Genomic DNA, 26,778 nt, shown 5'->3' on the forward strand with positions numbered 1-26,778 from the left:
CAGTGGAACAAAAAGTTGAAAAACTCGTCACATGGCTACAGGAGCAAGTCAAACAAGCAAATGTTGAAGGGCTGCTAGTTGGGGTCAGTGGTGGAATTGACTCGGCAGTAGTAGCTAACTTGATTAAAAGAGCATGCCCTGAAAATTCTTTGGGCGTTATTATGCCTTGTAAAAGTCAGTCAGAAGACCAATCTCATGCGAAGAGTGTGGTAGAAGCATGTGACCTTCCTGTAACAACGGTAGATCTTACAAAAACACATGAAGTAATGTTTGCGACCATTAAGCAGCAACTGAAAGAAGCTGGTACGTTTGATGAAGAACAAGAAAAACTGGCCGATGCGAATTTGCGTGCTCGCTTAAGAATGAGTACATTATATACGATTGCAACAAATCATCAATACTTAGTTGTAGGAACAGATAATGCAGCAGAATGGTATACTGGATACTTCACGAAGTTTGGGGATGGCGGCGTTGACCTAGTTCCACTTGTTAATCTGACTAAAGGTGAAGTGAGAGAAATGGCTGAATACTTGGATGTTCCTGACGAGGTCATCCATAAACAGCCAAGTGCAGGTTTATGGGAAGGGCAGACAGATGAAAATGAGATGGGAACGAGTTATGCTATGATTGATCGACATTTGAAAGGGGAAGAAATCCCTGAAGAAGATCGGAGAATCATTGAATCTCTGCACCAAAGATCTGCTCATAAACGTCAACTGCCACCTGCTCCTCCCAAATAAACTGGCGAATATTGACAGACTAAAACATTCTTCTTGCACCCATAGTAAGGGTAAAAAGGAGAATGTTTTTATGTGGAAAATAATAAGTATCATGATGTTAGCTTCTTTGCTGATGATTGCTTGTCAGCCAGAGGAAGTTCCTGAATCAAAGGAAGAAGACTCTCCCTATGAACCGCTGGGATATGCGGAAGATGGAGGCACAGAGCGGAGGGGGAATATTCCAATAGGAAAAGATAGTTATTTTAAACGTACAGCCGAAGAGGAACATAGAAAATCCAAGTACAACGAAACAAACCGATCTCACGATAATGATTTTAATAATGAAGATGCAATGGCTGTGGTCGATAAGGTGAATGAGTTAAAAGAGGTCACTACTACCCAGGCTTTTTCCACTGATGATCATATGTATGTGGCTGTTATGATTAACCCTTATGATCTTCGAGATGACTCCATACCTAAGAAAATCGAAGAGAAAGTAAGGGAAGTGTCCGATAAAAAACTGACGGTTTATACCAATAATAATGATTGGGATAATATGAAGAACTTTAACTCACGAGTTAATTCTTCGGAGGCTCCTGAGCGCTTGAAAGAAAGGGTTCGTGAATTCTTTAATCAGTGATAATAAAGCTTACTTTTAAGAGTTAAGGGGATTATGATATATTAAAAAGTATTGAAGTACATTATATACAAAGATTTGCTTGGGAGAGGAGAATGTCCAATGGCTGGCCATTCAAAATGGAGTAATATCAAGCACCGAAAAGGTGCTCAAGATGCGAAACGCGGGAAACTCTTCATGAAGCTTGCTCGTGAAATTTTTATGGCGGCGAAACAAGGAGGGGGCGATCAAGATACGAATCCAGCCCTTCGTTTAGCTGTAGATAAAGCAAGGTCCAATAATATGCCAAAAGATAATATTGATCGTGCTATTAAGAAAGCGACAGGAGATCTTGATGGCGTCAATTATGAAGAATACACCTATGAAGGTTATGGTCCCGGCGGGGTGGCTGTTATGGTTAAAGTGTTGACAGATAATAAAAACCGTACAGCTGCCGACGTCCGTCATGCCTTTAATAAAAATGAAGGTAATCTAGGGGAGAATGGCTGTGTAGCGTTCATGTTCAATCGCTCTGGTTATCTTGTCATCGATCGGTCCACCACGGATGCTGATGAAGAAGAAATGATGCTTGAAGCTATTGAAGCAGGAGCAGAGGAAATGGAAACGACGGAAGAACAGTTTGAGATTTACACCAATCCTGAATCGTTTTCTGAGGTTAAGGAAGTTTTAGAAAGCCGTGGTTATGAGTTCAAAACTAGTGAAGTAACTATGATCCCTGAAACTTATACGGAGCTCGAAGAAGAAGGTGTAGAAAAAATGTTGAAATTAATTGACATGCTTGAAGACAATGACGATGTTCAAGAAGTCTATCACAACCTTGATGCGGATGAATCGATTCTGGAGAATTTATCGTAAATCCCCTATTCCTATGATAATAACTTCTGTTCCTGGACACACTAGGTGCAGAAGTTATTTTAATTAGGGGGGAACCTGTCATGAATCGATGGGCATTGATTGTTGGTTTAGCGATCGGATTTGCCATGATCAGCTGGACGATCATTGATCAGACTCCACCGAAAACCGTCAAAGATATTACATCCCAGCGTACCATACAAGTAAAAGAAGAAAATACTGTGAAAACACTAGTGAAACCCGAACCTTTGAAACTGACGGTAATTTTGAAGGAGCATTATATAGATGGAGTAACGGAAACGACCAAAAAAGAGGAAACCATTTGGTCGATGATGGATTTTTGGGCTTCCTATGAGGAATGGACGCTTGAAGATCAACAGATGGACAGGGTAGTTTTTCAAAGAAAAGTGGAAGATATCTCCCCATTGACGAAACAACAAGGGTATTTCGGATTGACGGATGATGGCGAGTTAGCTGTATTCCAAGGGATGCCTAATGAAGGCAAAGTCATAGAGTCTTTTAAACCTGTTCCGATTAAGCCGTTAGAGTCGAAACGAGAAAGCGAGCTTAAGGATGGAATCAAAATTAAAAATTACCGTCATTTTGAACAAGTCGTCCGGCAATATTCTGAACAAGATGAAGTGTAAAATGGGAAGAAACAGCCGCAGGGTAATGTGGCTGTTTTCTTCAATTTATGGGGAAACGGCTTTTGTTTCCAATGGGCGAACATGTGCTTGTATGTTACAATAGGAAGGATAGCAATAAAGGGTGGAGAGGGATTCTTACGATGATTAGTTATGTGAAAGGACAATTAATGACACTCGATGAGGGGTCAATTACGATAGAAATAAGTGGGATCGGATATGAGGTGTTATGTGCCAATCCATTTCATTTTCAAGACTTTTTAAATAAGGAAGTGAAAGTACATACCTATCACTATATTAGGGAAGATAACCAGAGTTTATATGGATTTAAGAAAAAAGAGGACAAACAACTATTTGCGCAATTACTAAATGTCTCTGGGATTGGGCCAAAAGGGGCCTTAGCAATTCTTGGAACAGTAAGTGTACCTGAATTTGTATCAGCAATTGAACAAGAAGATGATAAATACTTAACCAAGTTCCCTGGTGTCGGTAAAAAAACAGCACGACAGATGATTCTTGATCTAAAAGGGAAGTTGGTTGTGTGGCTTCCTGATGAAGAGAATGAAGATACAATTTTCTATCAGGAAGATATCACGTCAAAACAGAAGCGAGCTTTATTGGATGATGCGATGGAAGCACTGAAGGCTTTGGGTTATACAGACAAAGAAGTGAAAATTGTTCGCAGCGAGCTTGAAAAAGCAAATCACAGCAAAGTAGATGATTATGTAAGACGTGGCCTTCAATTATTAATGAAATCTTAAAGGGAGGAGGGATGAATGGTGGAAGATCGCATGATATCAGGGGAACAGCAGGAGGCAGATCAAGAAATAGAGCTTAGTTTAAGACCTGAAACGCTGAAGCAGTATATTGGGCAGGATCAAGTGAAAAATAACCTGCAAATCTTTATTGAAGCAGCGAAAATGCGAAATGAGCCACTTGATCATGCATTACTGTATGGTCCGCCAGGCCTCGGGAAGACAACCCTTGCGTCTATTATTGCGAATGAAATGGGTGTTCAGTTCCGTACGACAGCAGGCCCAGCTATAGAAAGAGCTGGTGATTTAGCGGCCATACTTTCTTCCTTAGAGCCTGGAGATGTTCTTTTTATTGATGAAATTCATCGCCTGCCTCGTTCTGTGGAAGAAGTTCTTTATCCAGCGATGGAAGATTTTTGTCTTGATATCGTGGTTGGATCAGGACCAAGTGCCCGCTCCGTACGACTTGATCTCCCCCCTTTCACGTTAGTAGGGGCTACTACAAGAGCAGGATTGCTTTCCGCCCCGTTGCGAGACCGTTTCGGGGTACATAGTCGATTGGATTACTATGATACAAAAGCCCTCTGCTCGATTGTTGAACGGACAGCAGAGATTTTCTCCGTAGAAATTGATTATGAAGCAGCCATAGAAGTGGCTCGTCGTTCTCGTGGTACGCCAAGAATTGCGAATCGCTTATTGAAGAGGGTTCGTGATATTGCCCAGGTAAAAGGGGAAACAGTGATCAGTAAAGAAACGACTCAGGAAGCACTTGAAATGCTGCAAGTCGATGTAGAAGGATTAGATTTTATCGACCATAAATTACTAAAAGGAATTATGGACAGCTTTCAAGGAGGCCCAGTTGGGTTAGACACCATCGCTGCAACCATTGGTGAGGAATCACAGACAATAGAAGACGTATATGAGCCCTTTCTATTACAAATTGGTTATATTCAACGAACACCAAGGGGCAGAGTAGTGACGCCAAGAGCTTATGCCCACTTTAATAGGGAGGTGCCTGGCTCTTGACGGGCTTCGGGAAAATCTTTATTGTAATAGGGATTGTGTTTATATTGGTCGGTGTATTATGGAGCCTTTTTGGTAAACTACCTGGTGACGTCAGTTTTAAGAAAGGGAATGTCACTTTTTATTTTCCGATCATGACTTCGATCATTGTAAGCATTATCCTTTCATTGTTTTTTTATTTCATCAGGAAATTTTGATTTATTATACATTGCAGAATAGGGGATTCACATGGATATTAAGCAATATGACTTTGAATTGCCGGAAGAGCTGATTGCTCAAGTTCCATTAGAGGATCGGACATCCTCACGCCTCATGATTTGTGATCGTCAGGAACAAACGATTGAGCACCGGCACTTTTCTCAGATTACCGATTACTTAGTAGAAGGAGACTGCCTCGTACTGAATGATACGAAGGTTTTGCCAGCCCGACTTTATGGATCGAAAGAAGGGACTGGAGGGAAAGTTGAAGTTTTGCTTCTTCATCAAACAAAAGAAGACGAGTGGGAGGTTTTGGTTAAACCTGCCAAGAAAGTCAAAATTGGGACGAAAATAGTTTTCGGAGAAGGGAAGCTTGTGGCCGAATGTACGGATCTACAAGACCATGGCGGGCGTAAAGTGAGATTCGAGTATGAAGGTATTTTTCTTGAAGTGTTAGAGTCATTGGGAGAAATGCCCTTACCACCTTATATAAAGGAACAGCTTTCAGATAGAGATCGATACCAGACAGTCTATGCTAAAGAAGAAGGATCAGCTGCAGCTCCAACGGCCGGTTTGCACTTTACTAATGAATTACTAGATGAACTGCAGAATAGAGGCGTGGAGATTGCCTATTTAACCTTGCATGTCGGGCTGGGTACTTTCCGACCGGTCAACGTGGATCAGATCGAGGAACACGATATGCACGCGGAGTTCTATCAGCTGAATGAGGATACAGCCACTCAGTTAAACGCAGTCAAAGACAGAGGCAGTCGAATCATTTCTGTGGGCACCACTTCCACACGGACGCTTGAAACAATCATTCGTGATCATGGTATCTTTAAAGAAGCTAAGGGCTGGACGGATATCTTCATTTATCCCCCACAACAGTTAAAAGCGATTGATGGATTGATTACAAACTTCCATTTACCGAAGTCCACCTTAATCATGCTAGTTAGTGCATTTGCTGGACGTGACTTTATTTTAGAAGCCTATCAGGAAGCTGTAAAAGAAAGGTATCGATTTTTCAGCTTCGGAGACGCGATGTTCATTAAGTGAGTTTTTAGGTCAAGAGTAAGAAAGGATAGAAATAATGGCAATCACATATGAATTAATCAAAACATGTAAACAAACAGGAGCACGTCTTGGGAAGGTTCATACTCCCCACGGATCTTTTGAGACACCCATGTTCATGCCTGTCGGGACGTTAGCAACAGTAAAAACGATGAGTCCTGATGAGCTGGAGCGAATGGGAGCACAAATTATCCTCTCAAACACCTATCATTTATGGCTTCGCCCTGGTGAAGACATTGTCGAAGAAGCGGGTGGTCTTCACGAATTTATGAATTGGAATGGATCGATCCTTACTGATTCTGGAGGATTTCAAGTCTTTAGTTTAAGTGATCTCCGGAAGATAGAAGAGGAAGGAGTCCATTTTCGCAATCATATCAGTGGAGAAAAACTTTTCCTTTCCCCTGAAAAAGCGATGCATATCCAAAACTCTCTTGGGGCAGATATTATGATGGCTTTTGATGAGTGCCCTCCTTATCCTGCTGAGCATAAGTATATGAAGGATTCAGTAGAACGTACGAGCCGTTGGGCAGAACGCTGCTTGGAGGCTCATCAACGCCCTCATAACCAAGGTTTGTTCGGTATTATTCAAGGAGGAGAGTATGAGGATTTGCGTCGTCAAAGTGCGCAAGACTTAACATCTATGGACTTTCCGGGATATGCAGTCGGCGGGCTTTCCGTCGGGGAACCAAAGGATGTCATGAACCGTGTGCTTGAATTTACGACTCCTTTCTTGCCAGACCAAAAACCACGTTACCTTATGGGAGTTGGCTCACCAGATTCGTTGATTGATGGCAGTATACGGGGGATTGACATGTTTGATTGTGTCCTTCCTACAAGGATTGCAAGAAACGGCACACTGATGACATCAGAGGGAAGGCTTGTCGTCCGTAATGCTAAATACGCACGTGACTTCCGGCCAATTGATGAAAATTGTGACTGCTATACATGCCGTAATTACAGCAGGGCATACATTCGTCATTTGGTTAAAGCGAATGAAACATTTGGTTTCAGACTTACGACTTATCATAATCTTTATTTTCTGTTAAAATTAATGGGGCGAGTGCGTGAAGCCATTAGAGAAGATCGACTCGGTGACTTTAGAGAAGAATTCTTTGAAATGTATGGGTTCAACAAACCAAACGCAAAGAACTTTTAGAAAGGGGGAACATAAATGGATACATTAGTGGGGTTATTACCGATAATTCTAATGTTTGTCATTTTCTATTTCCTATTGATTCGTCCACAGCAAAAGAAACAGAAACAAGTACAACAAATGCAGTCGGATCTTCAAAAGGGTGATAGAGTTATAACCATTGGAGGATTACACGGAACGATTCATGCTATAGATGAGGGTACACTTGTGATTACTGTACAAGATGGTACTCAAATGAAATTCGATCGTTCTTCTGTACGCGAAAAATTGAGCTAATTGGAAACGCAATCCCGCTACATAAATGGTAGCGGGATTTTTCGCACTTAGGAATTTATCTTTTCGCTGTCCCCCTCCGTGGCAGGTTCACCCCAATCATTCCACCAAGCCAGGCGGCAAGAAGTAATCCCCCGAAATAACTTAGCTGAGGCAGGGAAACCCATGCGTTCTCAAATATAACTTGGAATAAGATCATGGCACTAACAAAAATCAGACCGGTCATTCCTCCAGATAGCCACCCCTTTTGTTCCCCTTTATAAGCAGCCAGCATTCCTCCGATGGCAAGAATGCTGATTCCGGCAACTAAAGCCATTTGATTAAGGGTCTCATACTCCATCCCCGTAAATTTGAGGAGGGCCGCTAATACTCCCGCAAATACAATCATCAAAATAAGAATAGACCCGATACCGTATCCCAAAACTCCTGATATTAACTTTTTCATCTCATCCCTCCTTAATTAGCTTGTCACTTAAACTATATGCATGAAATCTCTATAGATAGAAGTAGATATTTTCCGAAGGACTTGAATATGTATAAGTAAAGTCCGTCCAAAAAAGGGGAAGATCTATGTCAACTGTACTTGCATTACTTATTTTCGTAGCTAGCTATGTACTGATTATGACAGAAAAGTTGAATCGGGCACTAGTTGCTATTGCAGGTGGAGTCCTTTTATTGATGACTAAAGTTTACGAGTGGGAACAAGCTTTTGGATTCATTGATTGGGAGACAGTCGCGCTACTCTTCTCAATGATGGTGCTCGTTTCTATAACGAAGAAGACTGGAATATTTACGTTTATGGCTATCTGGTTGGCCCAGCTTGTGAAGGGGCGACCTGTACCGCTGTTAATCGTAACGGCTCTTTTCACTGCTGTGGGATCTGCTTTTTTGGATAATGTCACTACCGTACTATTATTTGTTCCTGTGTTACTATCCCTTGTAGAACGCTTAAAACTTCCTGCATTTCCGTATTTAATCCTGACTATTTTTAGTTCAAATATTGGAGGGACGGCTACATTGATCGGAGATCCCCCCAATATAATGATTGGACAGGCCGTTGATCATTTCAGCTTTGTCTCTTTTCTTTATCATTTAGGACCGGTGGTAGTTATCATTTTCTTCCTCGTTACCACTGGGGTGATTCTGTTATTCCGCAAAGGGTTGACCTACGATAAAGAATTAGCTGAAAATTTGATGAAAATGGACGCTAAAGAGCACTTGAAAATAACTCCACTACTTATTCAGTCCATCTCTGTCATGCTTCTGACCATCCTCGGATTTATGATGCATCCTATTGTTCACATGGATATTACTACGATAGCAGTCAGTGGGGCACTATTGTTATTGTTTTTGTCAGAGAAAGAATTGGACGTAGAACATGTCTTTCAGGAAGTTGAATGGGTGACATTGTTTTTCTTTATGGGATTATTTATGCTTGTGGGTGGATTAGAAACGGTGGGAATAATCGATGAGTTAGCCAGAGGAATGGTTTGGATCTCAGGTGGAGATATGCCTGTAACCTCTATGGTGATGTTATGGAGCGCGGGGATCCTTTCTGGGATTGTCGATAATATCCCTTTTGTTGCTGCGATGATTCCGGTGGTGCAAGAGCTGCAAGGATACGGGATGATGAACGTGGATCCTGTTTGGTGGTCATTGGCCCTTGGAGCATGCCTTGGAGGAAATGGCACGCTCGTTGGTGCTTCTGCCAATGTAGTAGTAGCCGGACTTGCTGCCAGCCATAATAAGCCTATCCCTTTCTTGAAGTTCTCTCTATATGGATTCCCTGTGTTAATTTTGTCGTTAATCATTGCGACTATTTATGTGTGGCTTCGGTATTTACTCCCATTTCTATCATAAAACAGTAAAATTAGGTGATGTTAACTAGAGGGAAACCTTTAGGAAAGGTCGTGGCTCTGAGTGCTTGTACTTAGTATTATCTTTCGTACACTCATCACCTACTTTATAATTTTGCTTGTTTTTCGTTTTATGGGAAAAAGGGAGATTGGGGAACTAAGCGTAATGGACTTGGTTGTTTTCATTATGCTTGCTGAAATTGCGGTCTTCCTTATCGAGCAGCCTGACAAGGAAATTTGGAAAGCAGTCGTACCCATGGGAGTTCTCCTCGCTATTCAAATTGGAAGTGCCGTGATTTCACTTAAAAATCAACGTTTTAGAAATTGGTTTGATGGCAGACCGTCAATTATCATCAAGCATGGCAAAGTGGATGAACATGAAATGAGAAAACAGAGATATAATTTTAATGACCTTCTGTTACAACTACGAGAACATGGGATCCAACAGGTGGGGGATGTAGCGTATGCCATCCTTGAGCCATCCGGTAAACTTTCTGTATTTGAAAGAAACGACGACGGGAGCTCCGGCTATGCTGTCGTTTTAATTGCGGACGGCGAGGTGCAATATAGCGGACTTCACACCATTCGGAAAAACAAACAATGGTTAATGAACGAAGTCCGTAAACGGGGGTTTCATTCATTACGGGAGGTTTCTTTATGTACGATAAACGAAGAAGGAAACATCCAGATGGATAAAAACAATGAGATCACATAAAAAATAACCGCGTGGATGCGGTTATTTTTTATGAATGATTCGATTCCAAGGAATGAGTTTCCATTCTTCTTTCGTGATTAACTTAAAAGAAAAAAGTAACAAAATGTATAGAATGGAGAGAACAATTCCCATCGTCAGTAACTGTGAGAGCGGTTTACTTTCAAGAAGCCAGCTGTGCTTCCAGGTGAACCCAACCCCTCCAATAACTCCAATTACCATAGCGAATTTAAAAAACATCTGTAAGGGAAAGGTGATCACTTTATATTTCATAAGAACACTCAAGTGTAATAATGTTACAACAACAACGCCGACTACAATGGCGATGGCAACCCCATGGATACCAAACTCCGGCCGAGAACTTAAGGCCACAAGTACAATGAATTTAATGACAGCTCCGAGTAATGTGTTCCACATAGCCGGTCGCGCTAGATCCAATGCTTGTAAGGTTGACTGCAAAGGCGTTTGGATATAATGAAGCAAAAAGAAAGGGGCCATGAACTGTAGCATGAAAGAAGCATGACTTGTCCCATAAACGGTTGTAAGAATAACGGCAGGGAAAATCATAAAAATAATGGTAATGAGTCCGCCCGAGGCGATGGATAATCGGATGGATTGCATTATGCGGTAGTGAATAGTATCAGATTTCCCCTTTGCGGCAGCCTCACTAATGGATGGAACAAGAGCTATAGAAAGGGCATGGGTCAAAAATGTCGGTAAAAACAGCAATGGTAAGACATATCCAGTTAATTCTCCGTATTGTTTAGTGGAATCAACGGCTGCTATGCCGGCGATGGCTAAACTTTGAGCTACAAGTATGGGTTCAAAAAAATACGTCAAGGATCCGATAAAACGGCTGCCTGTTGTAGGGAGAGCGATGGTCATCAATTCATTCAGGGTTCTCTTTCCCTCGCTGATATGTTTAGCCCAAGATTTTCGTAAACGAAAGCTTTTGTGAAGGTTGAATTGTCTCAACATATACAATAACGAGATGAACTCACCTAATACTGCTGAGGCCATAGCTCCGGCCGCTGCATATTGCACACCATAAGGATAGAGCATTTTGGTGAGCAGGATGACGGAACCAATCCGGACGACTTGCTCAATCACTTGCGAAAGAGCTTGAGGTTTCATGTTTTGCCGGCCCTGAAAATAACCACGTATGACTGAGGATATCGCTATAATGGGAATGATAGGTGTGACAGCCAATAATGGATACAAGGCTCTTGCATCTGTTAAGAAATACGTGGCGACAACAGGGGCGAGTAGGAATAGTCCTATTGTAAATAGAATGCTTAATGTACCTGTAATAGCCAGGGATACTAACAGGATGCGTTTAATTTTACTTTCATTCCCTGTGGCCTCAGCTTCCGATACACGTTTGGAAATAGCCACAGGTAGACCGAATTGAGTGATGGTAATAGCTAGAATTAGGGTAGGTAAAGCCATCATATAAAGACCTACACCTTCGGGGCCCATGACTCGTGCCACGACTATTCTGTTGATAAATCCTAACAAACGAGTGACAAGACCAGCAGCAACTAAAATCAGAGCACCATGCAGAAATGTTTGTTTTGACATATAATTGATCCGCCTTCTCAAAGAAATGAATTTCCGCTACAATGAAGTATATGCATAGATATGGACAAGGCATGACCCCGTTTTAGAAATCCATTGTGTGAGGAGCATTGTTAATATGGATCATATAAAATCCGTTACAAGCTGGAGAAAAGAACTTGGTGTTGTGTTACAAAGCAAAGCAGAGGAGTTTCACTTACTCGGCTATGATCGTGCAACAGCAGATGAAGTGTGGGATTGTCTTTTGAAAAAGGTCTGGAATGGAACACCGGATAAAAAGCTTCACCAAATTGTTCAGGATATTCTTCATTTACAAAGTCATACCTACACAAGCTATTTGACTTCGGAGGCTTATCAAAATGATGATTTGCTTGATTCTATTGAAGCTCTGAAAGGACCTTCGGAATATTAAGAATAAATAATCGTCCCGTTCCGTTCATGCTCTTAAAGGAGTCTATTGTTGCGAAAGTTTGAAAAAGTAGTAGAATAATTACGGGGATTATCATTGATGTCACTTTAAACTTTATACATACCAGCCGATGAATCATTGCATGTGTTCATAGATAAAGGAGGAACAGAACAGTATGGTGAAACGAGGGCGGATCGTCGCCTTTTTTATCGTGGTTTTATTGCTTGCCACTATGATAGGGACGACTATTAAAGGTGTTACTAAAGATATTAATTTAGGATTGGATCTGCAGGGTGGCTTTGAAATCTTGTATGATGTTGAACCATTAGATGAAAATCAGGAAGTCAATGAGAAAGTTCTCGAAGCCACCGCACGTTCTTTAACAGAGCGTGTAGATACACTTGGGATTAGTGAAACAAACATCACAATCGAAGATGGTGGACGTATTCGTGTTCAACTTGCGGGGGTAGAAGACCAACAAACGGCCCGAGAGCTATTGTCGACCACCGCTGAACTTTCCTTTCGTGGAACAGATGGAAAATTGTATATGGATGGGTCAGATTTAGTTGAAGGAAGTGCTCAACAATCTTATCATCCAGACACGAATGAACCAGTGGTCACACTAAAGGTGAAGAGTGCATCTAAGTTTTATGATGTTTCTCAAGAAATTTACAATACTCCAAATGATCCGAATACTCCGTATCCAGACGATCTTCTTGTTATTTGGCTTGATTATAATGAAGATACAACATTTGCTGAAGAGTGGGGAAAAGAAGATCCTGCTTATATTTCAGCACCAGGGTTCTCTGATGGTCCGGTGCGAAATAATTCGGTCATGATCAGTGGGGACTTTAGCGTAGAATCAGCTAAACAACTGGCAGATATTTTGAACGCAGGGTCTTTGCCTGTAAATCTTGAAGAGACCTATTCCACCTCTGTAGGAGCGCAGTTTGGTGAACAGGCAATGAATAAGACGATCTTTGCAGGGTACATTGGTATTGCTGCTATTTTCTTATTTATGATCGCGTACTACAGGTTTCCGGGGATTATCGCTACCCTTACATTAAGTGTTTATATTTATTTAATCCTTGTCGTGTTCGAATGGATGAATGGCGTCTTGACCTTACCGGGTATTGCTGCCTTGATTTTAGGAGTCGGTATGGCGGTCGATGCGAACATTATTACTTACGAGCGTATCAAGGAAGAACTGAAGTCAGGGAAATCACTGCTTTCTGCATATAAAGCAGGAAACAAACGTTCACTTTCTACAATCCTTGATGCCAACATTACGACATTAATCGCTGCAACTGTATTGTTTATTTTTGGTACAAGCTCAGTAAAAGGTTTTGCAACGATGTTGATTGTGAGTATACTCGTAAGTTTTATAACTGCTGTGTACGGTACTCGTTTATTTATGAATTTATGGGTAAAGAGTCGCTTCTTAAACAAACGACCAAAATGGTTTGGAGTGAAACCTGACGATATTCATGATATCGCTGAAGGAGAGGAAGTAGAAGCGGAATTTATGAAACGCAAGTTCGATTTTGTTCAATTTAGAAAGCGTTTCTTTACGATTTCCATAGCTCTTGTGGTAGCTGGAATAATCGCCCTCACTTTCTTCCGTCTTAATCTTGGAATTGACTTCACCAGTGGTTCGAGGGTATCCATCTTATCGGATGGGGGAATCAGTTCAGAACAAGTGGAAGAGACGATGCAGCAGGAGTTCGATGTTAATCCAAAACAGGTCATCATCTCTGGGGAAAATAACGAAATTGCCGTTGCCCGTTTCGATGATGAATTAAGCAAAAATAAAATTGGAGAAATCCAAAGCTATTATGAAGAAGAATATGGCAATACGCCCAATGTCAGTACCGTGTCGCCAATAGTCGGGCAAGAACTTGCTAAGAATGCTGCATTGGCCGTTCTATATGCATCGATCGGAATCATTATCTATGTGACGATTCGATTTGAAATCTTCTTTGCAATAACAGCGATAATTGCCTTGTTGCATGATGCATTTTTCATTCTTGCATTCTTCAGTATAACGAGGCTGGAATTCGATATCACTATTATTGCCGCCATCCTTACGATAGTCGGCTATTCGGTCAATGATACGATTGTTACCTTTGATCGAATTCGTGAAAACTTGAAAATGAAGAAAAAAGTCAAATCTTTCAAAGAGTTGGCTGGAATTGTTAACAAGAGTTTAATGCAGACTCTGGCTCGTAGTTTCAATACGGTTATTACCGTTATTTTTGCCGCAGCCATGCTGTTGTTCTTCGGTGCTTCATCGATTACCAACTTCTCATTCGCGCTGGTTATAGGCTTGTTAGCAGGTACGTACTCCTCCCTGTTCATTGCCTCACAACTATGGTTGGTATGGCGTGGCCGCACGATTAAAGAAAAACCTATAAATTACGTGAAAAAGAAAAGAACAGACGGTCCCCAAGTGTAAAGTTACTTGGAGGATGCTTTTGGAAAGACCTTTCTCTCTAAGAGGAAGGTCTTTTTGATTATTGAATCGTGTTTCGGGGTATATCAAATAAGAGAAGCACACAATATAGAAAGGGAGTGTTTGGAAAATGAAAGGACAAAACTACTTGATCCTAGCCTTCATCTTCGCATTATTGATTGCCGTCTTTGCCGTAATTAATGTGGATCCTGTGCAAGTAAACTATTTATTCGGATCCGGGGAGGCTCCGTTGATTCTTGTGATCCTTATTTCTGTTCTATTAGGAAGTCTAGCTACCGCATCTGCAGGAGCCTTACGCTATTTTAGGTTAAAAAAAGAAAACAATCGGTTAAAGGCGATGGCCGCGCCATCTCAACAGAATTCCCCTGATCCAAAAGAAGACAAATTGGAGGAAAACAAGGAGTATTCAGAACAGAAACGCTCATCCTCAAATGTCACTTAATTGCGTTTGCTCCCCCTGGTCCGCTCTTGTATAATAGATGGGTCAGGGGTGAACTTATGATACAAAGTAAGATGAAATGGAAATTTACATATAGAGACCCAGAGGAAAGTAATATTGGCTTACCAGGAGTGACACCGTTAACACAGCAACTCTTAGAAAAGAGAGGCATAATGGATCCGGCAGCTGCGGATAGTTTCTTAAATCCGACAATAGAGCAATTGCACGATCCGATGCTCATGGACGGAATGCAGCGTGCGGTCACACGTGTGAACGATGCGATTGCTTCTGAGGAACCTATCTTAGTTTTTGGGGACTATGATGCAGATGGAGTGACCTCCACTTCCGTCATGGTTGAGGCCTTAAGAAAAGCGGGTGCTCTTTGTGACTTTTATATTCCTAACCGTTTTACAGAAGGATATGGACCGAACAAAGAAGCTTTCCAATTTGCTTTTGATTCTGGATATACGTTGATTATTACGGTGGATACAGGAATAGCAGCAATTGAAGAGGCAGCATTTGCAAAAGAACTGGGGATAGATTTGATTATTACAGATCACCACGAAGTCCAAGAAGTTCTTCCTGATGCTTATAGTATTATTCATCCGAAGACTTCAGCGAATTATCCTTTTCAGGAATTGGCCGGAGTAGGAGTAGCCTTTAAATTCGCCCAGTCTCTCTTAGGTCGTTTTCCTAAGGAGTTCTTGGATCTTGTAGTCATTGGTACTATTGCTGATCTTGTTCCACTAAAAGGAGAAAATAGAGTCCTAGCTGCCATAGGGCTGAAGGCGATCTCGCGTTCAACTAGGCCTGGAATCCAGGCTTTGAGAAAAGTGTGTAACATTGACGGGGAAATGAATGAAGAAACAATAGGGTTTAGCATTGGGCCAAGGCTTAACGCTGTGGGCCGCTTGCAGGATGCTGGGCCTGCAGTAGATCTTTTGCTTTCTGAAAACCAGGAAGAAGCAGAACAAATAGCTCTCTTTATTAATCAGTTGAATCAGGAACGTCAAAAAATTGTAACTGCTATTGCGAAAGAAGCTGAAGAAATGGTTTGCTGCAAGGATGGAGAAGCTGAAAATGTCCTCGTTGTGGCAAAAGAAGGTTGGAACCCGGGTGTCCTTGGGATCGTCGCCTCTAAGCTTGTGCGCCAGTTCGATCGTCCGGCAATAGTCTTAGCCATAGATGAAGAAAAGGGAGAAGCTAAAGGTTCTGCACGTAGTATTGATGCGTTTGATCTATTTTCTAATTGTATGGAAGTACGTCACCGATTTAAACATTTCGGAGGGCATGCACAGGCTGCTGGGATGACATTGGATATTAACCAAGTGGATGGCTTGAGGGAGGATCTAATTCAATTAGCTCAAGAAAAATTATCGGAAGAAGATTATCAACAAGTATTGGATGTTGAAACTACCGTTGATTTAACAGATATTACCCTTAAACAAATTGAAGAAGTCAACCAGCTTCGACCGTTTGGAATGGGCAATCCTAAACCACTGTTTCATCTAAAACACACCCCAAAAGAAGTACGGTTAATAGGGAGTAAAAAAAATCACTTGAAGTTTCAATTCCAAAGTGAACAAACTCGAGTCGATGGAATCGCATTTGGGATGGGAGACCTTTACCAACAAATATCTCCACATGCTGCTTTGGATGTTGTTGGGGAGCTCGGGATCAATGAATGGAATGGTCGTAAGAATGTACAAGTGATGATTAAAGATCTAAGTGTGAAAGAATGGCAGTTGTTTGACCATCGCGGTTCCACCCATATTGAAAAGAACATTATGATACCTCCTGAGGAAGCGTTTGTTGCTGTCGGCTTTCAAGGTGAAACCCAGGCGCCGTGTAATCTTCCTGTCGTTCAGGCCGATTCGGTTACACAAGGAGATTCTTACGATGGAGTGCTCCTTATTGATTTACCTGGGAGAGTCTCAGAGATGAGAGACCTGTTAACAAAGATAAAAGGGCAGAAAATTTTTGTTTGTTATCATCTAAAGGAGAGTACTTTTCTAAAAACCTGGCCATCAAGAGACCACTTTAAATGGTTTTATGGTATGCTATTGAAGCGTGGAAGTTTCAACCTTCATAAAGAAGCGGATTTACTTGCTAAACGTAAAGGTTGGGACAGATCCATGGTGGAATTTATTTCTGAGGTGTTTTTTGAACTCGACTTTGTTAAAATGGAAGACGGGATTATTACAGTTGAATCCGAACCTTCACAAAAAGATTTGCAGGAATCTTCGCTTTATCGTGAACGGGAAGAGCAACTTCAAATGGAACGAACCCTTTATTATTCCACATATAATGAATTGAAGAGTTGGTTTGATCAATATGTAAACCAACCCGTTAAGCACGTCAAGGAGGAAGTAGTGAATGGATTATAAAGAGCACATTGCGATCGTTGAAGATTGGCCGAAAGAAGGAGTGCAGTTCAAGGATATCACTCCGCTAATGGATAACGGTCCGGCATTTAAAGCAGCGGTTGATGAAATTGTTGAATATGCTAAAGACAAAGAAATAGATATTGTTGTAGGACCAGAGGCACGGGGATTCATCGTTGGATGTCCGGTTTCCTATGCCTTGGAAATCGGCTTTGCCCCCGTTCGTAAAGAAGGGAAGTTACCACGTGAAACCATTAAAGTGGATTATGGACTCGAATACGGGAAAGACGTATTAACGATTCATAAAGATGCAATTAAACCTGGTCAACGTGTGTTGATTATTGATGACCTTCTTGCCACAGGTGGTACAATTGAGGCGACAATTGATCTTGTTGAACAGTTGGGTGGAGAAGTAGCAGGTTGTGCTTTTTTAATTGAACTCACATATCTTGATGGTCGCAGTAAACTGGATGGACATGATGTCCTTACTTTAATGCAATATTAATGGAAAGAGTGCCCTCTTTTGGGGCGCTCTTTGTTTTACAATTTTAATGTGGGCTGTTCCCTTTACAAGAAGAGTCCTTTTTTTGATAATGAGAAGCAAATATGCTTTGAAAGTTTTAAAGAAACTAGGGTGATTGAATGGCGAAAGATACAGTTCTAACTGCTGAAGAAGTCATAGAACAAGCAAGTCAGTATTTGGACCAGTCAGATCTGGCGTTTATTCGTCGAGCGTATGATTTTGCTGAAAAGGCTCATAGCAACCAATTCCGAAAATCAGGAGAACCTTACATCATCCATCCGATTCAGGTAGCCGGTATTCTTGTGAATTTAGAGATGGACCCAGAAACAATTGCCGGTGGCTTCCTTCATGATGTGGTCGAAGATACGGACGTGACGTTGGACGAGATTGAAGAAGCATTTAATGAAGAAGTGTCGATGCTGGTTGATGGGGTTACAAAATTAGGTAAGATTAAATATAAATCTAAAGAGGCTCAACAGGCTGAAAATCACAGGAAAATGTTTGTTGCTATGGCAAAGGATATGCGCGTAATATTGATTAAATTAGCGGATCGGCTTCATAATATGCGTACTTTAAAGCACCTTCCGGCTGAAAAACAACGTCGTATATCTAATGAAACGCTCGAAATATTCGCTCCGTTAGCTCATCGACTTGGAATATCAACGATCAAATGGGAACTGGAAGATACAGCTCTTCGATATTTAAATCCACAACAATACTACCGGATTGTTCACCTAATGAAACAAAAAAGGAATGAACGGGAGCATTATATTGAAGAAGTCATTCAGGAAATCCGTGATCAATTAACGGAAGTTAATATTGATGCAGACCTGAACGGAAGGCCGAAGCACTTATACAGTATTTACCGAAAAATGGTGCTTCAGAATAAACAGTTCAATGAAATCTATGACTTGTTAGCCGTTAGAATTACGGTGAACAGTATCAAAGATTGTTATGCCGTGCTTGGGATTATCCACACTTGTTGGAAACCGATGCCGGGACGTTTTAAAGATTATATAGCTATGCCGAAGCCAAATTTGTACCAATCTCTGCATACGACAGTTATCGGACCAAAAGGCGATCCATTAGAAGTTCAAATTCGCACGCATGAAATGCATGAAATTGCTGAATATGGAATAGCTGCCCATTGGGCGTATAAAGAAGGTAAGCAAACGGCCTCAGAACAGTCTTTTGAGGAAAAGCTGACATGGTTCCGTGAAATCCTGGAATGGCAAAGCGAGACCCATGATGCAGAAGAGTTTATGGAGTCTCTAAAGGTTGATCTCTTTTCGGATATGGTGTATGTATTTACACCTAAGGGAGACGTTATCGAGCTTCCTTCTGGCTCTGTACCTGTCGATTTCGCTTATCGAATTCATACAGAGGTCGGAAATCAGACCATTGGTGCCAAAGTGAATGGAAAGATGGAGCCGCTTGATTATGAATTGAAAACCGGTGATATTGTCGATATCATGACATCCAAACATGCCTATGGACCTTCGAAAGACTGGATCAAGCTGGCGCAGACTTCCCAGGCGAAGAATAAGATTAAACAATTCTTTAAAAAGCAGCAAAAAGATGAGAACATCTCGAAAGGGAAGGAACTTGTAGAACGCGAGATTCGTAATTTTGGAATTCAGCCCAAAGAGGTTTATACGACAGAGAACTTGAAGCGTGTATCTGAAAAGTTTAACTTTTCTAATGAAGAAGATATGTTTGCTGCTGTAGGGTATCAAGGAATTACAGCTGCGCAGATTGCTACACGATTGACGGAGAAAATTAGAAAGCAAAGGCAGCAGGAGCAGGATCTGGAGCAGACATTGGCTGATGTAAATACTACAGAAATTAAAACTCCGCCTAAGACAGGTAAAAAGGATTCAGGTGTGCGTGTAGAAGGAGTAGATAATCTACTTGTCCGCCTTTCTAAATGTTGTAATCCTGTACCGGGGGATGAAATTGTAGGGTATATTACAAAAGGACGAGGAGTATCTGTTCACAGGAGCGATTGTCCGAATGTCCATACAGATGAAGCTCAAACACGGCTGCTTCCTGTCCAATGGGAGACATCTGTGACGGACTCAAAACAGTACCATGTGGACTTGGAAATCTGGGGCTATGATCGGAGAGGCCTATTGAACGAAGTACTCCAGGCTGTTAATGAAACGAAAACAAATATTACCGCTGTATCCGGAAAGTCGGATCGGAATAAGATGGCAACCATTCATATTACCATCTTAATTCAAAATACGAACCATCTACGAAAAATTGTCGAACGAATTAAACAAATACAAGAAGTATACACAGTGCGACGTGTAATGCAATAAGAGTCAAAGGGGAATCTATGATGAAAGCAGTTGTCCAGAGAGCTGTAAATGCTTCTGTTACGGTGGAAGAAGAGTCAGTAGGCGCTATTGACAGTGGTCTCGTCGTATTGCTTGGTGTAACCCATGAGGATACGGAAGAAGATGCACGTTATTTAGCAAAAAAGATCCCATATCTACGCATTTTTGAGGATGAAGAAGGAAAGATGAATCACTCATTGGTTGATTTGGGTGGACATATGTTATCGATTTCGCAATTTACTTTGTACGGGGACTGCCGTAAAGGTCGCCGTCCTAACTTTATGCAAGCAGCTAAGCCTGATGTAGCAGAAGACCTCTATAAAACTTTTAATCATATGGTAGAGGATGAAGGGGTTAAAGTAGAGACAGGCGAATTTGGGGCAATGATGAATGTTCAGTTAACAAATGCGGGGCCGGTAACATTAATTATTGATAGTAAGGAACGTTAATCAATCTTATACTCATTGGAGTACAGAGAGTAACGACAAAAATAAGAGAAAGGACAGGCTGTCGAGGTTTTCGACAGCCTGTCCTTTTGTTTTTACCGAAAATTGGTTAGTTAAAATGCTTAATCAAGCCTTCAGTAATTCCCTGACTGGCCTTTGTTTGATAGGAATTCGTCTTAATGATTTGTTCTTCACGGGCATCAGAGATGAAACCAAGCTCCAACAAGACGGCTGGTTTACTGTTTTCTCTGATGACATGAAAGTTTCCTTTTTGGATACCACGGTTTTTCATTCCTGTAAGAGTAGTTATAGATGATTGCAGGGATGTGGCAAGTGCCTTATCTTTAACATTGTAATAATAACTACTAATTCCTCTTGCTGGAATGGACAACGGTGTTGAATTGTAATGAAGGCTTATAAACACATCAGCATCTGAGTGGTTAGAATGATAAGAACGAACCGACAATGACATATAATGATCTTCTGTTCTGGTCATTAATACTTTGGCACCTTTACTTTCCAATTCTTTTTTCAAATTAAAAGCTGTTTCCAAAGTGAGAGTCTTTTCATAACTGCCGCTTCTGCCTAAAGCCCCCGGATCACGTCCCCCGTGACCTGCATCGATCATAATTGTTTTTCCTTTGAGTGAATTTGTTTGGGCTGGCGCAGAAGTTGAATTTTCTTGTGCATGCTCTTCAACAATCCAACCTGCCACATACATCTCATTTCCGTTATTGGAAACTTTGTACCATTGCCCTTCTTTAGAAACGATGTCAAAGCGATCTCCCTTATTCCCTCTTCCTACAATCTTATCATTTGTAGATGGTCCAGCCCTTAAATTTGTACCGTTATAGTTTAATGATACATAGTTTTTCTGTTTAGTATGACCCTCAGTGGTGGTAGGAGTCTCTTCTTCGTTGCTTACTTCGTTTACCAACCATCCAGCAACCCAGCCGGTTTTGCCAGAAGTATACTTAATCTCATACCAGCGGTCTTTTTTAGCTATGTATTCGTAAACTTGGCCTTTTTGGACTTGGGTAAGAAGTCGTCCTTTTGTCGAATTCTGGCTTCTCACATTAAGGACATCTGTTCCGACCTTGACCTTTCCGTTAACGGAGGAAGAAGAACTTTCCTTCTTTTTGTGAGGTTCATTCTTTGGGTGTTGGGGAGATAAATAGTCTCTGTGTACCCAGCCATTTGTGTTTCCTTTCTGAATACGATACCATTTCCCGTCTGTTTCTGTCGGTTTTACTTGATCACCTTTCATCAGGTAACCTTTAATTTTCCCATCAAGACCAGGGGATGAACGAATTCTCAGGTAGTCATAATTGGAGTATTGCGTACCTTTAGAGGTTCCTGCTGTCTCAACTTCCGTCAACCATTTAGCAACCCAGCCGTTGTCGTTGTTTCTTTTAATTTTAAGCCAATTATCTTTTTCCTCTAAAATCGTGTAGGTGGCACCAGTATGCACTTTTCCGATTGCCTCATGATTTTTACTCGGCCCTGTTCTTACATTCAAATGATCCACCTGGACAACAGCTTCATCTGCTGCCACAGGAGGGGCATTCATAAAGGTCAGAAGCCCGACAATGAGAATGAATAAAACGATTCCTTGTTTCAATTAAGACACACCTCCTTATAGATTCACATTTCATTATTCGACAAAAACTTGGTATGTCCTTCCTTAAGAGGAACGATTTATCTAATTTAATTGTTAGCATAAACTTGACATAGGGTAAACGGAAATTATATGATAATAATCAATTCTAAAATGAATCGAACACAACCATTGAGGAAAAAAGTAATCAGAGCCCATGCGAACAGAGAACGAATGCCTTAGGCTGAAAGCATTCCAACGTTATGTTCTGATGAAAGACGTTTCTTAGGTTCTACATCGAAATGAGAGTAGGTGTAGACGTACACAGGCGTTAACTGTTTTGAGTGGGGGCATTTAGAGGTCCCAATCAGGGTGGCAACGCGGGTAATCCCGTCCCTTTTCCGATTAAGGAAAAGGGACGGGATTTTTTGTGGTAAAAAATGGTTTATTTTAAGTAGGAGGAGATGTAGATGAGTATCAATGCCCCTCGTGGCACGCAGGATATCCTGCCGGGCACATCAGAAAAGTGGCAGTACGTTGAACAACAATTAGCAGACCTGTGCCGCCGCTATAATTATAAAGAAATTCGCACCCCAATCTTTGAACATACAGAACTTTTTCAACGGGGAGTAGGGGACAGTACAGATATCGTTCAAAAAGAAATGTACACGTTTGAAGATCGTGGGGGACGGAGTATAACTCTAAGACCGGAAGGGACTGCCTCAGTAGTCCGTTCTTATGTCCAAAATAAAGTATTTGGCTTACCGAACCAGCCCACGAAATATTTTTATATGGGACCTATGTTCCGATATGAACGGCCGCAACAAGGAAGAATGCGTCAGTTTGTTCAATTTGGTATTGAAGCCCTGGGAAGTGATGATCCAGCGATAGATGCTGAAGTTCTTTCCCTTGCGTTAAATTCTTATCAAGAACTTGGTTTAAAATCATTGAAGTTAGTATTGAACAGTCTTGGGGACAAAGAAAGCAGGGAGGCGCACAGGGATGCGTTGGTTCGTCACTTTGATCCTTACCGGGAAGAGTTATGCCAAGATTGTCAGGTTCGTCTTGATCAAAATCCTCTGCGTGTCCTTGATTGTAAAAAAGACCGGAAACATCCAGCGATGGAGACAGCACCATCAATCCTTGAATATTTGAACGATTATTCCAAGGATTACTTTGAGAAGGTTAAACAGTATCTGGATGTTATGGGGATTGAATATGTAGTAGACCCGAATCTCGTCCGAGGCCTTGATTACTATAACCACACAGCTTTTGAAATAATGAGTGAAGCGGAAGGTTTTGGTGCGATCACCACATTGAGTGGCGGTGGACGTTATACCGGTTTAGTTAAAGAGGTAGGGGGTCCTGAAACGTCTGGGATCGGTTTCGCTATGAGTATCGAACGTCTTCTGATGGCTCTTGAAGCGGAAAATGTAACTCTTCCGGTTGATGAAGGTCTGGACTGTTATTGCGTCGTTATGGGTGAGGAAGCAGAACGTGCCGCAGTAAAATTGACCGATCAATTGCGGCGAGCAGGAATTCAAGTGGATAAGGATTACTTAGGAAAAAAAATGAAGGCTCAGTTCAAAGCAGCAGACCGCCTGGGCAGTAAGTATGTGTTGGTTCTTGGCGATCAAGAGCTTGAGAATGGAGTTATAAACGTTAAAGATATGGCCTCCGGAGAGCAGAAGGAAGTCGCTCTGGATGAAATCATTGAATATATGAAGGAAAAAATAGCAGGAGGGGAATAAAATGGAACGAACGACATGTGGATCGTTACGTAAGAATCATTTAGAACAAGAAGTTATATTAAAAGGCTGGGTACAAAAACGCCGTGATCTTGGCGGTCTTATCTTTATTGACCTTAGAGACCGTTCTGGTTTGGTGCAAGTCGTATTTAACCCTGAAACATCAGGGGAGGCTCTGAAGACAGCAGAAAAAGTAAGAAGTGAATATGTCATTGAAGTAAAAGGATATGTAGTGGCCCGTGATGCTCAAACTATCAACCCTAATCTGGGAACAGGAGAGATTGAAGTGGCGGCCCATGAGATGTCTATTCTTAACAAGGCGAAGACGCCTCCATTTATGATTGAGGAACAGTCTGAAGTATCGGAAGACCTTCGTCTCAAATATCGTTATTTGGACTTAAGAAGAAAAGAAATGCAAGAAACATTTAAATTACGCCACAATACCACTCAGGCTATTCGCAACTTTTTAAATGAAGAAGAGTTTCTGGACATGGAGACACCAATGCTGACGAAAAGTACACCGGAAGGAGCACGTGACTATCTCGTACCAAGTCGTGTCCATGAGGGGGAATTTTATGCCTTGCCTCAATCACCTCAGCTTTTTAAACAGTTGTTAATGATGTCCGGGTTTGAGAAGTATTACCAAATTGTTCGTTGCTTCCGTGATGAGGATTTGCGAGCAGATCGTCAACCGGAATTTACTCAAGTCGATATTGAAACATCGTTCTATTCTAAAGAAGATATTATGGCAATGACCGAGCGTATGATGCAGCGTGTAATGAAAGAAGTGAAGGAGCAGGAAATAGCAATCCCTTTCCCACGCATGCCTTATGATGAAGCGATGGAGCGGTTTGGTTCCGATAAACCAGATACACGTTACTCGTTGGAATTGGTGAACATTTCAAACGAAGTAAAGGATTCAGGTTTCAAAGTCTTCAGTGGTGCTGTTTCCTCAGGTGGTCAGGTTAGTGCGATTAATGTTGAAGGAAAAGCAGATGAGTTTTCACGGAAAGACATTGATAAAATGACAGAAGACGTCAAAGTATATGGAGCAAAAGGTTTAGCTTGGCTTAAAGTAAAAGATGGAGAATTTAACGGACCGATTGCCAAGTTTTTCTCGGAAGAAGAGACAGCTTTACTTAAGGAAAAATTGGCAGCAAAAGATGGAGACTTGCTGCTATTCGTAGCCGATAAAACCTCTGTGGTCCAAGACAGTTTAGGGGCTCTGCGGCAGAAGCTTGCCCGCCGTTTAGATTTAATTGATGAATCTAAGTACAATTTCCTTTGGGTGACGGATTGGCCATTGTTTGAGTATGATGAAGAAGAAGGACGGTACCATGCTGCTCACCATCCATTCACTATGCCTGCTGATGGAAGTATGGATGAATTAAAAAAGAATCCGAAAGATGTTCGGGCGGAAGCCTATGACATTGTCTTAAATGGTTATGAACTTGGTGGAGGCTCTTTACGTATTTTCCAAAAAGAAATGCAGCAGGAAATGTTTGAAGTGCTTGGATTTAGTTCAGAAGAAGCCAATGACCAATTCGGATTTCTGTTGGAGGCACTGGAATACGGAACTCCCCCGCACGGCGGAATTGCTTTTGGTTTAGATCGGCTTGTCATGCTTCTTGCAGGACGGACGAACCTAAGAGATACAATTTTATTCCCGAAAACAGCGTCCGCTCAAGACCCAATGACGGATGCTCCTGGACCGGTCAGCGACTCACAGCTTGATGAGCTTCATCTTCAATTAAAGCGATCTAGTCAATCAGACTCAGAAAAATAAAAGTGAAGGTTAATTGTTGATTCCCTCATTTTTATATGCTAAGATGGCATTACAAAATTAAAGAAATCAATCCTGATGTGTACGTTGTTCTAATGTACGTTTTGACCGAACATTTTTGAAACGGGAGCCTGGAGTTTTCACATGGAATGCATGCCTCTTAACCATCATTGATGGGAGGACGCAAGAAATGTGAAACAGGGCACCCACCTGCCTAGAGCGGGTTCAAAACTCATGATGCAACGGCACAATTGGGATTGGTTTTTTTAATTCTTTTTTTATTTATAAGAAATAGAGAAAAGAGAACATAAAAAGGAGTTTCCTGAACAGGAAACTCCTTTTTATGTTTATCTAGGAATTTATAAGCGATTGCATAGTGAAAAAGCATCTCCCTTGAAGCCTTAAGATAAACATCTCTGTCACCAAAAGCATGAGAGGCATGTCTTAAGCATGTCAGACGAAGGAGAGCGCCCTGAGTATTTACTCTTATCGGGCGACGTTCTCTAGGTTCCCGTTCTTTTCCATACGGAATTGCGGTTTATAAGCATCTGATTCATCAAACATGACCATTTTTCTTGCTCGGTCCATAATCTGAATGAGTGCTTGATAGTCTTCTGTCATAGACTCCAATTTGCTTTTTAGTTCTTGGTTTTGCGACGCAAGCTTTTTGTTTTGCTGTTCTAGCTCAGACAACCGGTCTGAATCGGTAGTCTCTGCTTTTAAATGGGTTAAATAGGAAATGACATCTTCTAATTCTATTTCTTGTTGATGGTTATCCCTTTTCACGTTATGAACGTCCGCCGTCATAGGTTCAGGAAGTAAGAAATCCTCTTCTTCTTCTTCAGGCTGATAGAGAACAGGTGCTTGTTTTCGTTGATAAGCAGGCTGCTGGTTCGCTTCTTTCCTCTTTTTCTCTTTGCGCTGTTTTTTAGCTAACTCAACAGCTTGTTCATATTTTTGACGTACTTCTGCGTTCCATCTAAAGCCACAAGCAGCGGAAGTACGGTTCAGAATGTCCCCTACTTCATCGAACGCTTTCAATTGTGTACTTCCTTCACGAATGTGACGGAGTACTGTTTCGGCTAATAAAAGATCGTCTTCATGAGACCAAGCATCTTGTCTTACTTTAGGCATATTCACCACTCCTAATTTAATCTTTGAAG

25 protein-coding genes, 1 other RNA gene and 1 other annotated feature are annotated in these 26,778 nt (G+C 41.4%); of the genes, 22 read left to right on the plus strand and 4 right to left on the minus strand.

From position 1 onward, the window contains the following. Window positions 1–2 precede the first annotated feature (2 nt). From nadE to yajC, 10 genes are all read left to right on the plus strand, one after another. The gene (nadE, locus tag BLW54_RS05630; RefSeq protein ID WP_035509338.1) at window positions 3–740 is read left to right on the plus strand and encodes an NAD(+) synthase; all 738 of its coding nucleotides are present in this window, start codon (window positions 3–5) and stop codon (window positions 738–740) included. Window positions 741–810: 70 nt separating this feature from the next. Continuing rightward, the gene (locus BLW54_RS05635; RefSeq protein WP_035509337.1) at window positions 811–1,359 is read left to right on the plus strand and encodes a YhcN/YlaJ family sporulation lipoprotein; all 549 of its coding nucleotides are present in this window, start codon (window positions 811–813) and stop codon (window positions 1,357–1,359) included. Between the two features lie 99 nt (window positions 1,360–1,458). Beyond that, complete coding sequence (locus BLW54_RS05640; protein WP_035509334.1) at window positions 1,459–2,211, plus strand: YebC/PmpR family DNA-binding transcriptional regulator; 753 nt, start codon at window positions 1,459–1,461, stop codon at window positions 2,209–2,211. Between the two features lie 80 nt (window positions 2,212–2,291). Continuing rightward, window positions 2,292–2,855 (plus strand): BofC C-terminal domain-containing protein, encoded by a 564-nt coding sequence (locus BLW54_RS05645; RefSeq protein ID WP_035509331.1) that lies wholly within the window; start codon window positions 2,292–2,294, stop codon window positions 2,853–2,855. A gap of 140 nt (window positions 2,856–2,995) precedes the next feature. Next, window positions 2,996–3,613, plus strand: a complete 618-nt coding sequence (ruvA, locus tag BLW54_RS05650) for a Holliday junction branch migration protein RuvA (RefSeq protein WP_035509329.1) — start codon at window positions 2,996–2,998, stop codon at window positions 3,611–3,613. Window positions 3,614–3,631: 18 nt separating this feature from the next. Further along, complete coding sequence (gene ruvB, locus BLW54_RS05655) at window positions 3,632–4,633, plus strand: Holliday junction branch migration DNA helicase RuvB (RefSeq protein ID WP_035509806.1); 1,002 nt, start codon at window positions 3,632–3,634, stop codon at window positions 4,631–4,633. Beyond that, the gene (locus BLW54_RS05660; RefSeq protein ID WP_035509327.1) at window positions 4,630–4,827 is read left to right on the plus strand and encodes a DUF2905 domain-containing protein; all 198 of its coding nucleotides are present in this window, start codon (window positions 4,630–4,632) and stop codon (window positions 4,825–4,827) included. Before ruvB ends, BLW54_RS05660 begins: the two co-directional genes overlap by 4 nt. Before the next feature lie 31 nt (window positions 4,828–4,858). Next, window positions 4,859–5,884, plus strand: coding sequence for a tRNA preQ1(34) S-adenosylmethionine ribosyltransferase-isomerase QueA (queA, locus tag BLW54_RS05665; RefSeq protein ID WP_035509326.1), 1,026 nt, complete (start codon window positions 4,859–4,861; stop codon window positions 5,882–5,884). A 34-nt stretch (window positions 5,885–5,918) separates the two neighbouring features. Beyond that, the gene (tgt, locus tag BLW54_RS05670; RefSeq protein WP_074733416.1) at window positions 5,919–7,055 is read left to right on the plus strand and encodes a tRNA guanosine(34) transglycosylase Tgt; all 1,137 of its coding nucleotides are present in this window, start codon (window positions 5,919–5,921) and stop codon (window positions 7,053–7,055) included. 15 nt (window positions 7,056–7,070) lie between these two features. Then, on the plus strand, window positions 7,071–7,328 hold the full coding sequence (yajC, locus tag BLW54_RS05675) for a preprotein translocase subunit YajC (protein ID WP_035509322.1): 258 nt from the start codon (window positions 7,071–7,073) through the stop codon (window positions 7,326–7,328). A 55-nt stretch (window positions 7,329–7,383) separates the two neighbouring features. Here the strand turns inward: yajC and BLW54_RS05680 are convergent, their stop codons facing one another. After that, window positions 7,384–7,770 carry a TIGR04086 family membrane protein gene (locus tag BLW54_RS05680; protein ID WP_035509320.1) on the minus strand — a complete coding sequence of 129 codons (387 nt, stop codon included), beginning with the start codon at window positions 7,768–7,770 and terminating at the stop codon, window positions 7,384–7,386. Between the two features lie 125 nt (window positions 7,771–7,895). On the opposite strand from BLW54_RS05680, the gene BLW54_RS05685 reads away from it, so the two are divergent. Both BLW54_RS05685 and BLW54_RS05690 read left to right on the plus strand, forming a co-directional pair. Next, window positions 7,896–9,185: an ArsB/NhaD family transporter gene (locus BLW54_RS05685; protein ID WP_035509317.1), complete on the plus strand. Its 1,290-nt coding sequence runs from the start codon at window positions 7,896–7,898 to the stop codon at window positions 9,183–9,185. 129 nt (window positions 9,186–9,314) lie between these two features. Then, complete coding sequence (locus BLW54_RS05690; protein ID WP_081866996.1) at window positions 9,315–9,896, plus strand: DUF421 domain-containing protein; 582 nt, start codon at window positions 9,315–9,317, stop codon at window positions 9,894–9,896. 21 nt (window positions 9,897–9,917) lie between these two features. Here BLW54_RS05690 and spoVB read toward each other — a convergent pair whose 3' ends face one another. Continuing rightward, complete coding sequence (gene spoVB, locus BLW54_RS05695) at window positions 9,918–11,474, minus strand: stage V sporulation protein B (RefSeq protein ID WP_035509313.1); 1,557 nt, start codon at window positions 11,472–11,474, stop codon at window positions 9,918–9,920. Window positions 11,475–11,589: 115 nt separating this feature from the next. Between spoVB and BLW54_RS05700 the strand changes: the two genes are divergently transcribed. The 7 genes from BLW54_RS05700 to dtd all read left to right on the plus strand — a co-directional run bounded on the left by BLW54_RS05700 (window position 11,590) and on the right by dtd (window position 20,490). After that, window positions 11,590–11,883 (plus strand): post-transcriptional regulator, encoded by a 294-nt coding sequence (locus BLW54_RS05700; RefSeq protein WP_035509312.1) that lies wholly within the window; start codon window positions 11,590–11,592, stop codon window positions 11,881–11,883. A 172-nt stretch (window positions 11,884–12,055) separates the two neighbouring features. Beyond that, the gene (secDF, locus tag BLW54_RS05705; RefSeq protein ID WP_035509310.1) at window positions 12,056–14,335 is read left to right on the plus strand and encodes a protein translocase subunit SecDF; all 2,280 of its coding nucleotides are present in this window, start codon (window positions 12,056–12,058) and stop codon (window positions 14,333–14,335) included. 127 nt (window positions 14,336–14,462) lie between these two features. Further along, window positions 14,463–14,795 carry a LapA family protein gene (locus BLW54_RS05710; RefSeq protein ID WP_035509309.1) on the plus strand — a complete coding sequence of 111 codons (333 nt, stop codon included), beginning with the start codon at window positions 14,463–14,465 and terminating at the stop codon, window positions 14,793–14,795. Window positions 14,796–14,851: 56 nt separating this feature from the next. After that, the gene (gene recJ, locus BLW54_RS05715; protein WP_035509307.1) at window positions 14,852–17,179 is read left to right on the plus strand and encodes a single-stranded-DNA-specific exonuclease RecJ; all 2,328 of its coding nucleotides are present in this window, start codon (window positions 14,852–14,854) and stop codon (window positions 17,177–17,179) included. Further along, on the plus strand, window positions 17,169–17,681 hold the full coding sequence (locus BLW54_RS05720) for an adenine phosphoribosyltransferase (RefSeq protein ID WP_035509302.1): 513 nt from the start codon (window positions 17,169–17,171) through the stop codon (window positions 17,679–17,681). The genes recJ and BLW54_RS05720 overlap by 11 nt, the downstream gene beginning before the upstream one ends. Window positions 17,682–17,818: 137 nt before the next feature. Continuing rightward, on the plus strand, window positions 17,819–20,023 hold the full coding sequence (locus BLW54_RS05725) for a RelA/SpoT family protein (RefSeq protein WP_035509300.1): 2,205 nt from the start codon (window positions 17,819–17,821) through the stop codon (window positions 20,021–20,023). Between the two features lie 20 nt (window positions 20,024–20,043). Continuing rightward, window positions 20,044–20,490, plus strand: coding sequence for a D-aminoacyl-tRNA deacylase (gene dtd, locus BLW54_RS05730; protein WP_035509298.1), 447 nt, complete (start codon window positions 20,044–20,046; stop codon window positions 20,488–20,490). Between the two features lie 106 nt (window positions 20,491–20,596). Here the strand turns inward: dtd and BLW54_RS05735 are convergent, their stop codons facing one another. Then, a complete protein-coding gene (locus tag BLW54_RS05735; protein ID WP_035509296.1) occupies window positions 20,597–22,108 on the minus strand; it encodes an N-acetylmuramoyl-L-alanine amidase family protein in 1,512 nt (503 codons plus the stop codon). A gap of 159 nt (window positions 22,109–22,267) precedes the next feature. Next, window positions 22,268–22,485: a binding site (T-box leader), on the plus strand. A gap of 69 nt (window positions 22,486–22,554) precedes the next feature. Between BLW54_RS05735 and hisS the strand changes: the two genes are divergently transcribed. The 3 genes from hisS (at window position 22,555) to ssrS (ending at window position 25,877) form a co-directional block, all read left to right on the plus strand. Further along, window positions 22,555–23,835, plus strand: coding sequence for a histidine--tRNA ligase (gene hisS, locus BLW54_RS05740; RefSeq protein WP_035509295.1), 1,281 nt, complete (start codon window positions 22,555–22,557; stop codon window positions 23,833–23,835). 1 nt (window position 23,836) lies between these two features. Continuing rightward, window positions 23,837–25,618 carry an aspartate--tRNA ligase gene (gene aspS, locus BLW54_RS05745; protein WP_035509293.1) on the plus strand — a complete coding sequence of 594 codons (1,782 nt, stop codon included), beginning with the start codon at window positions 23,837–23,839 and terminating at the stop codon, window positions 25,616–25,618. A gap of 66 nt (window positions 25,619–25,684) precedes the next feature. Next, a non-coding RNA gene (gene ssrS, locus BLW54_RS05750) (6S RNA) lies at window positions 25,685–25,877 on the plus strand. Between the two features lie 224 nt (window positions 25,878–26,101). On the opposite strand, the gene BLW54_RS05755 is transcribed toward ssrS, so the two are convergent. Beyond that, a complete protein-coding gene (locus tag BLW54_RS05755) occupies window positions 26,102–26,749 on the minus strand; it encodes an RsfA family transcriptional regulator (protein ID WP_035509291.1) in 648 nt (215 codons plus the stop codon). Window positions 26,750–26,778 lie beyond the last annotated feature (29 nt).

Origin of the sequence: Halobacillus karajensis (assembly GCF_900108515.1) — a bacterium.
Classification (GTDB): Bacteria; Bacillota; Bacilli; order Bacillales; family Halobacillaceae; genus Halobacillus; species Halobacillus karajensis.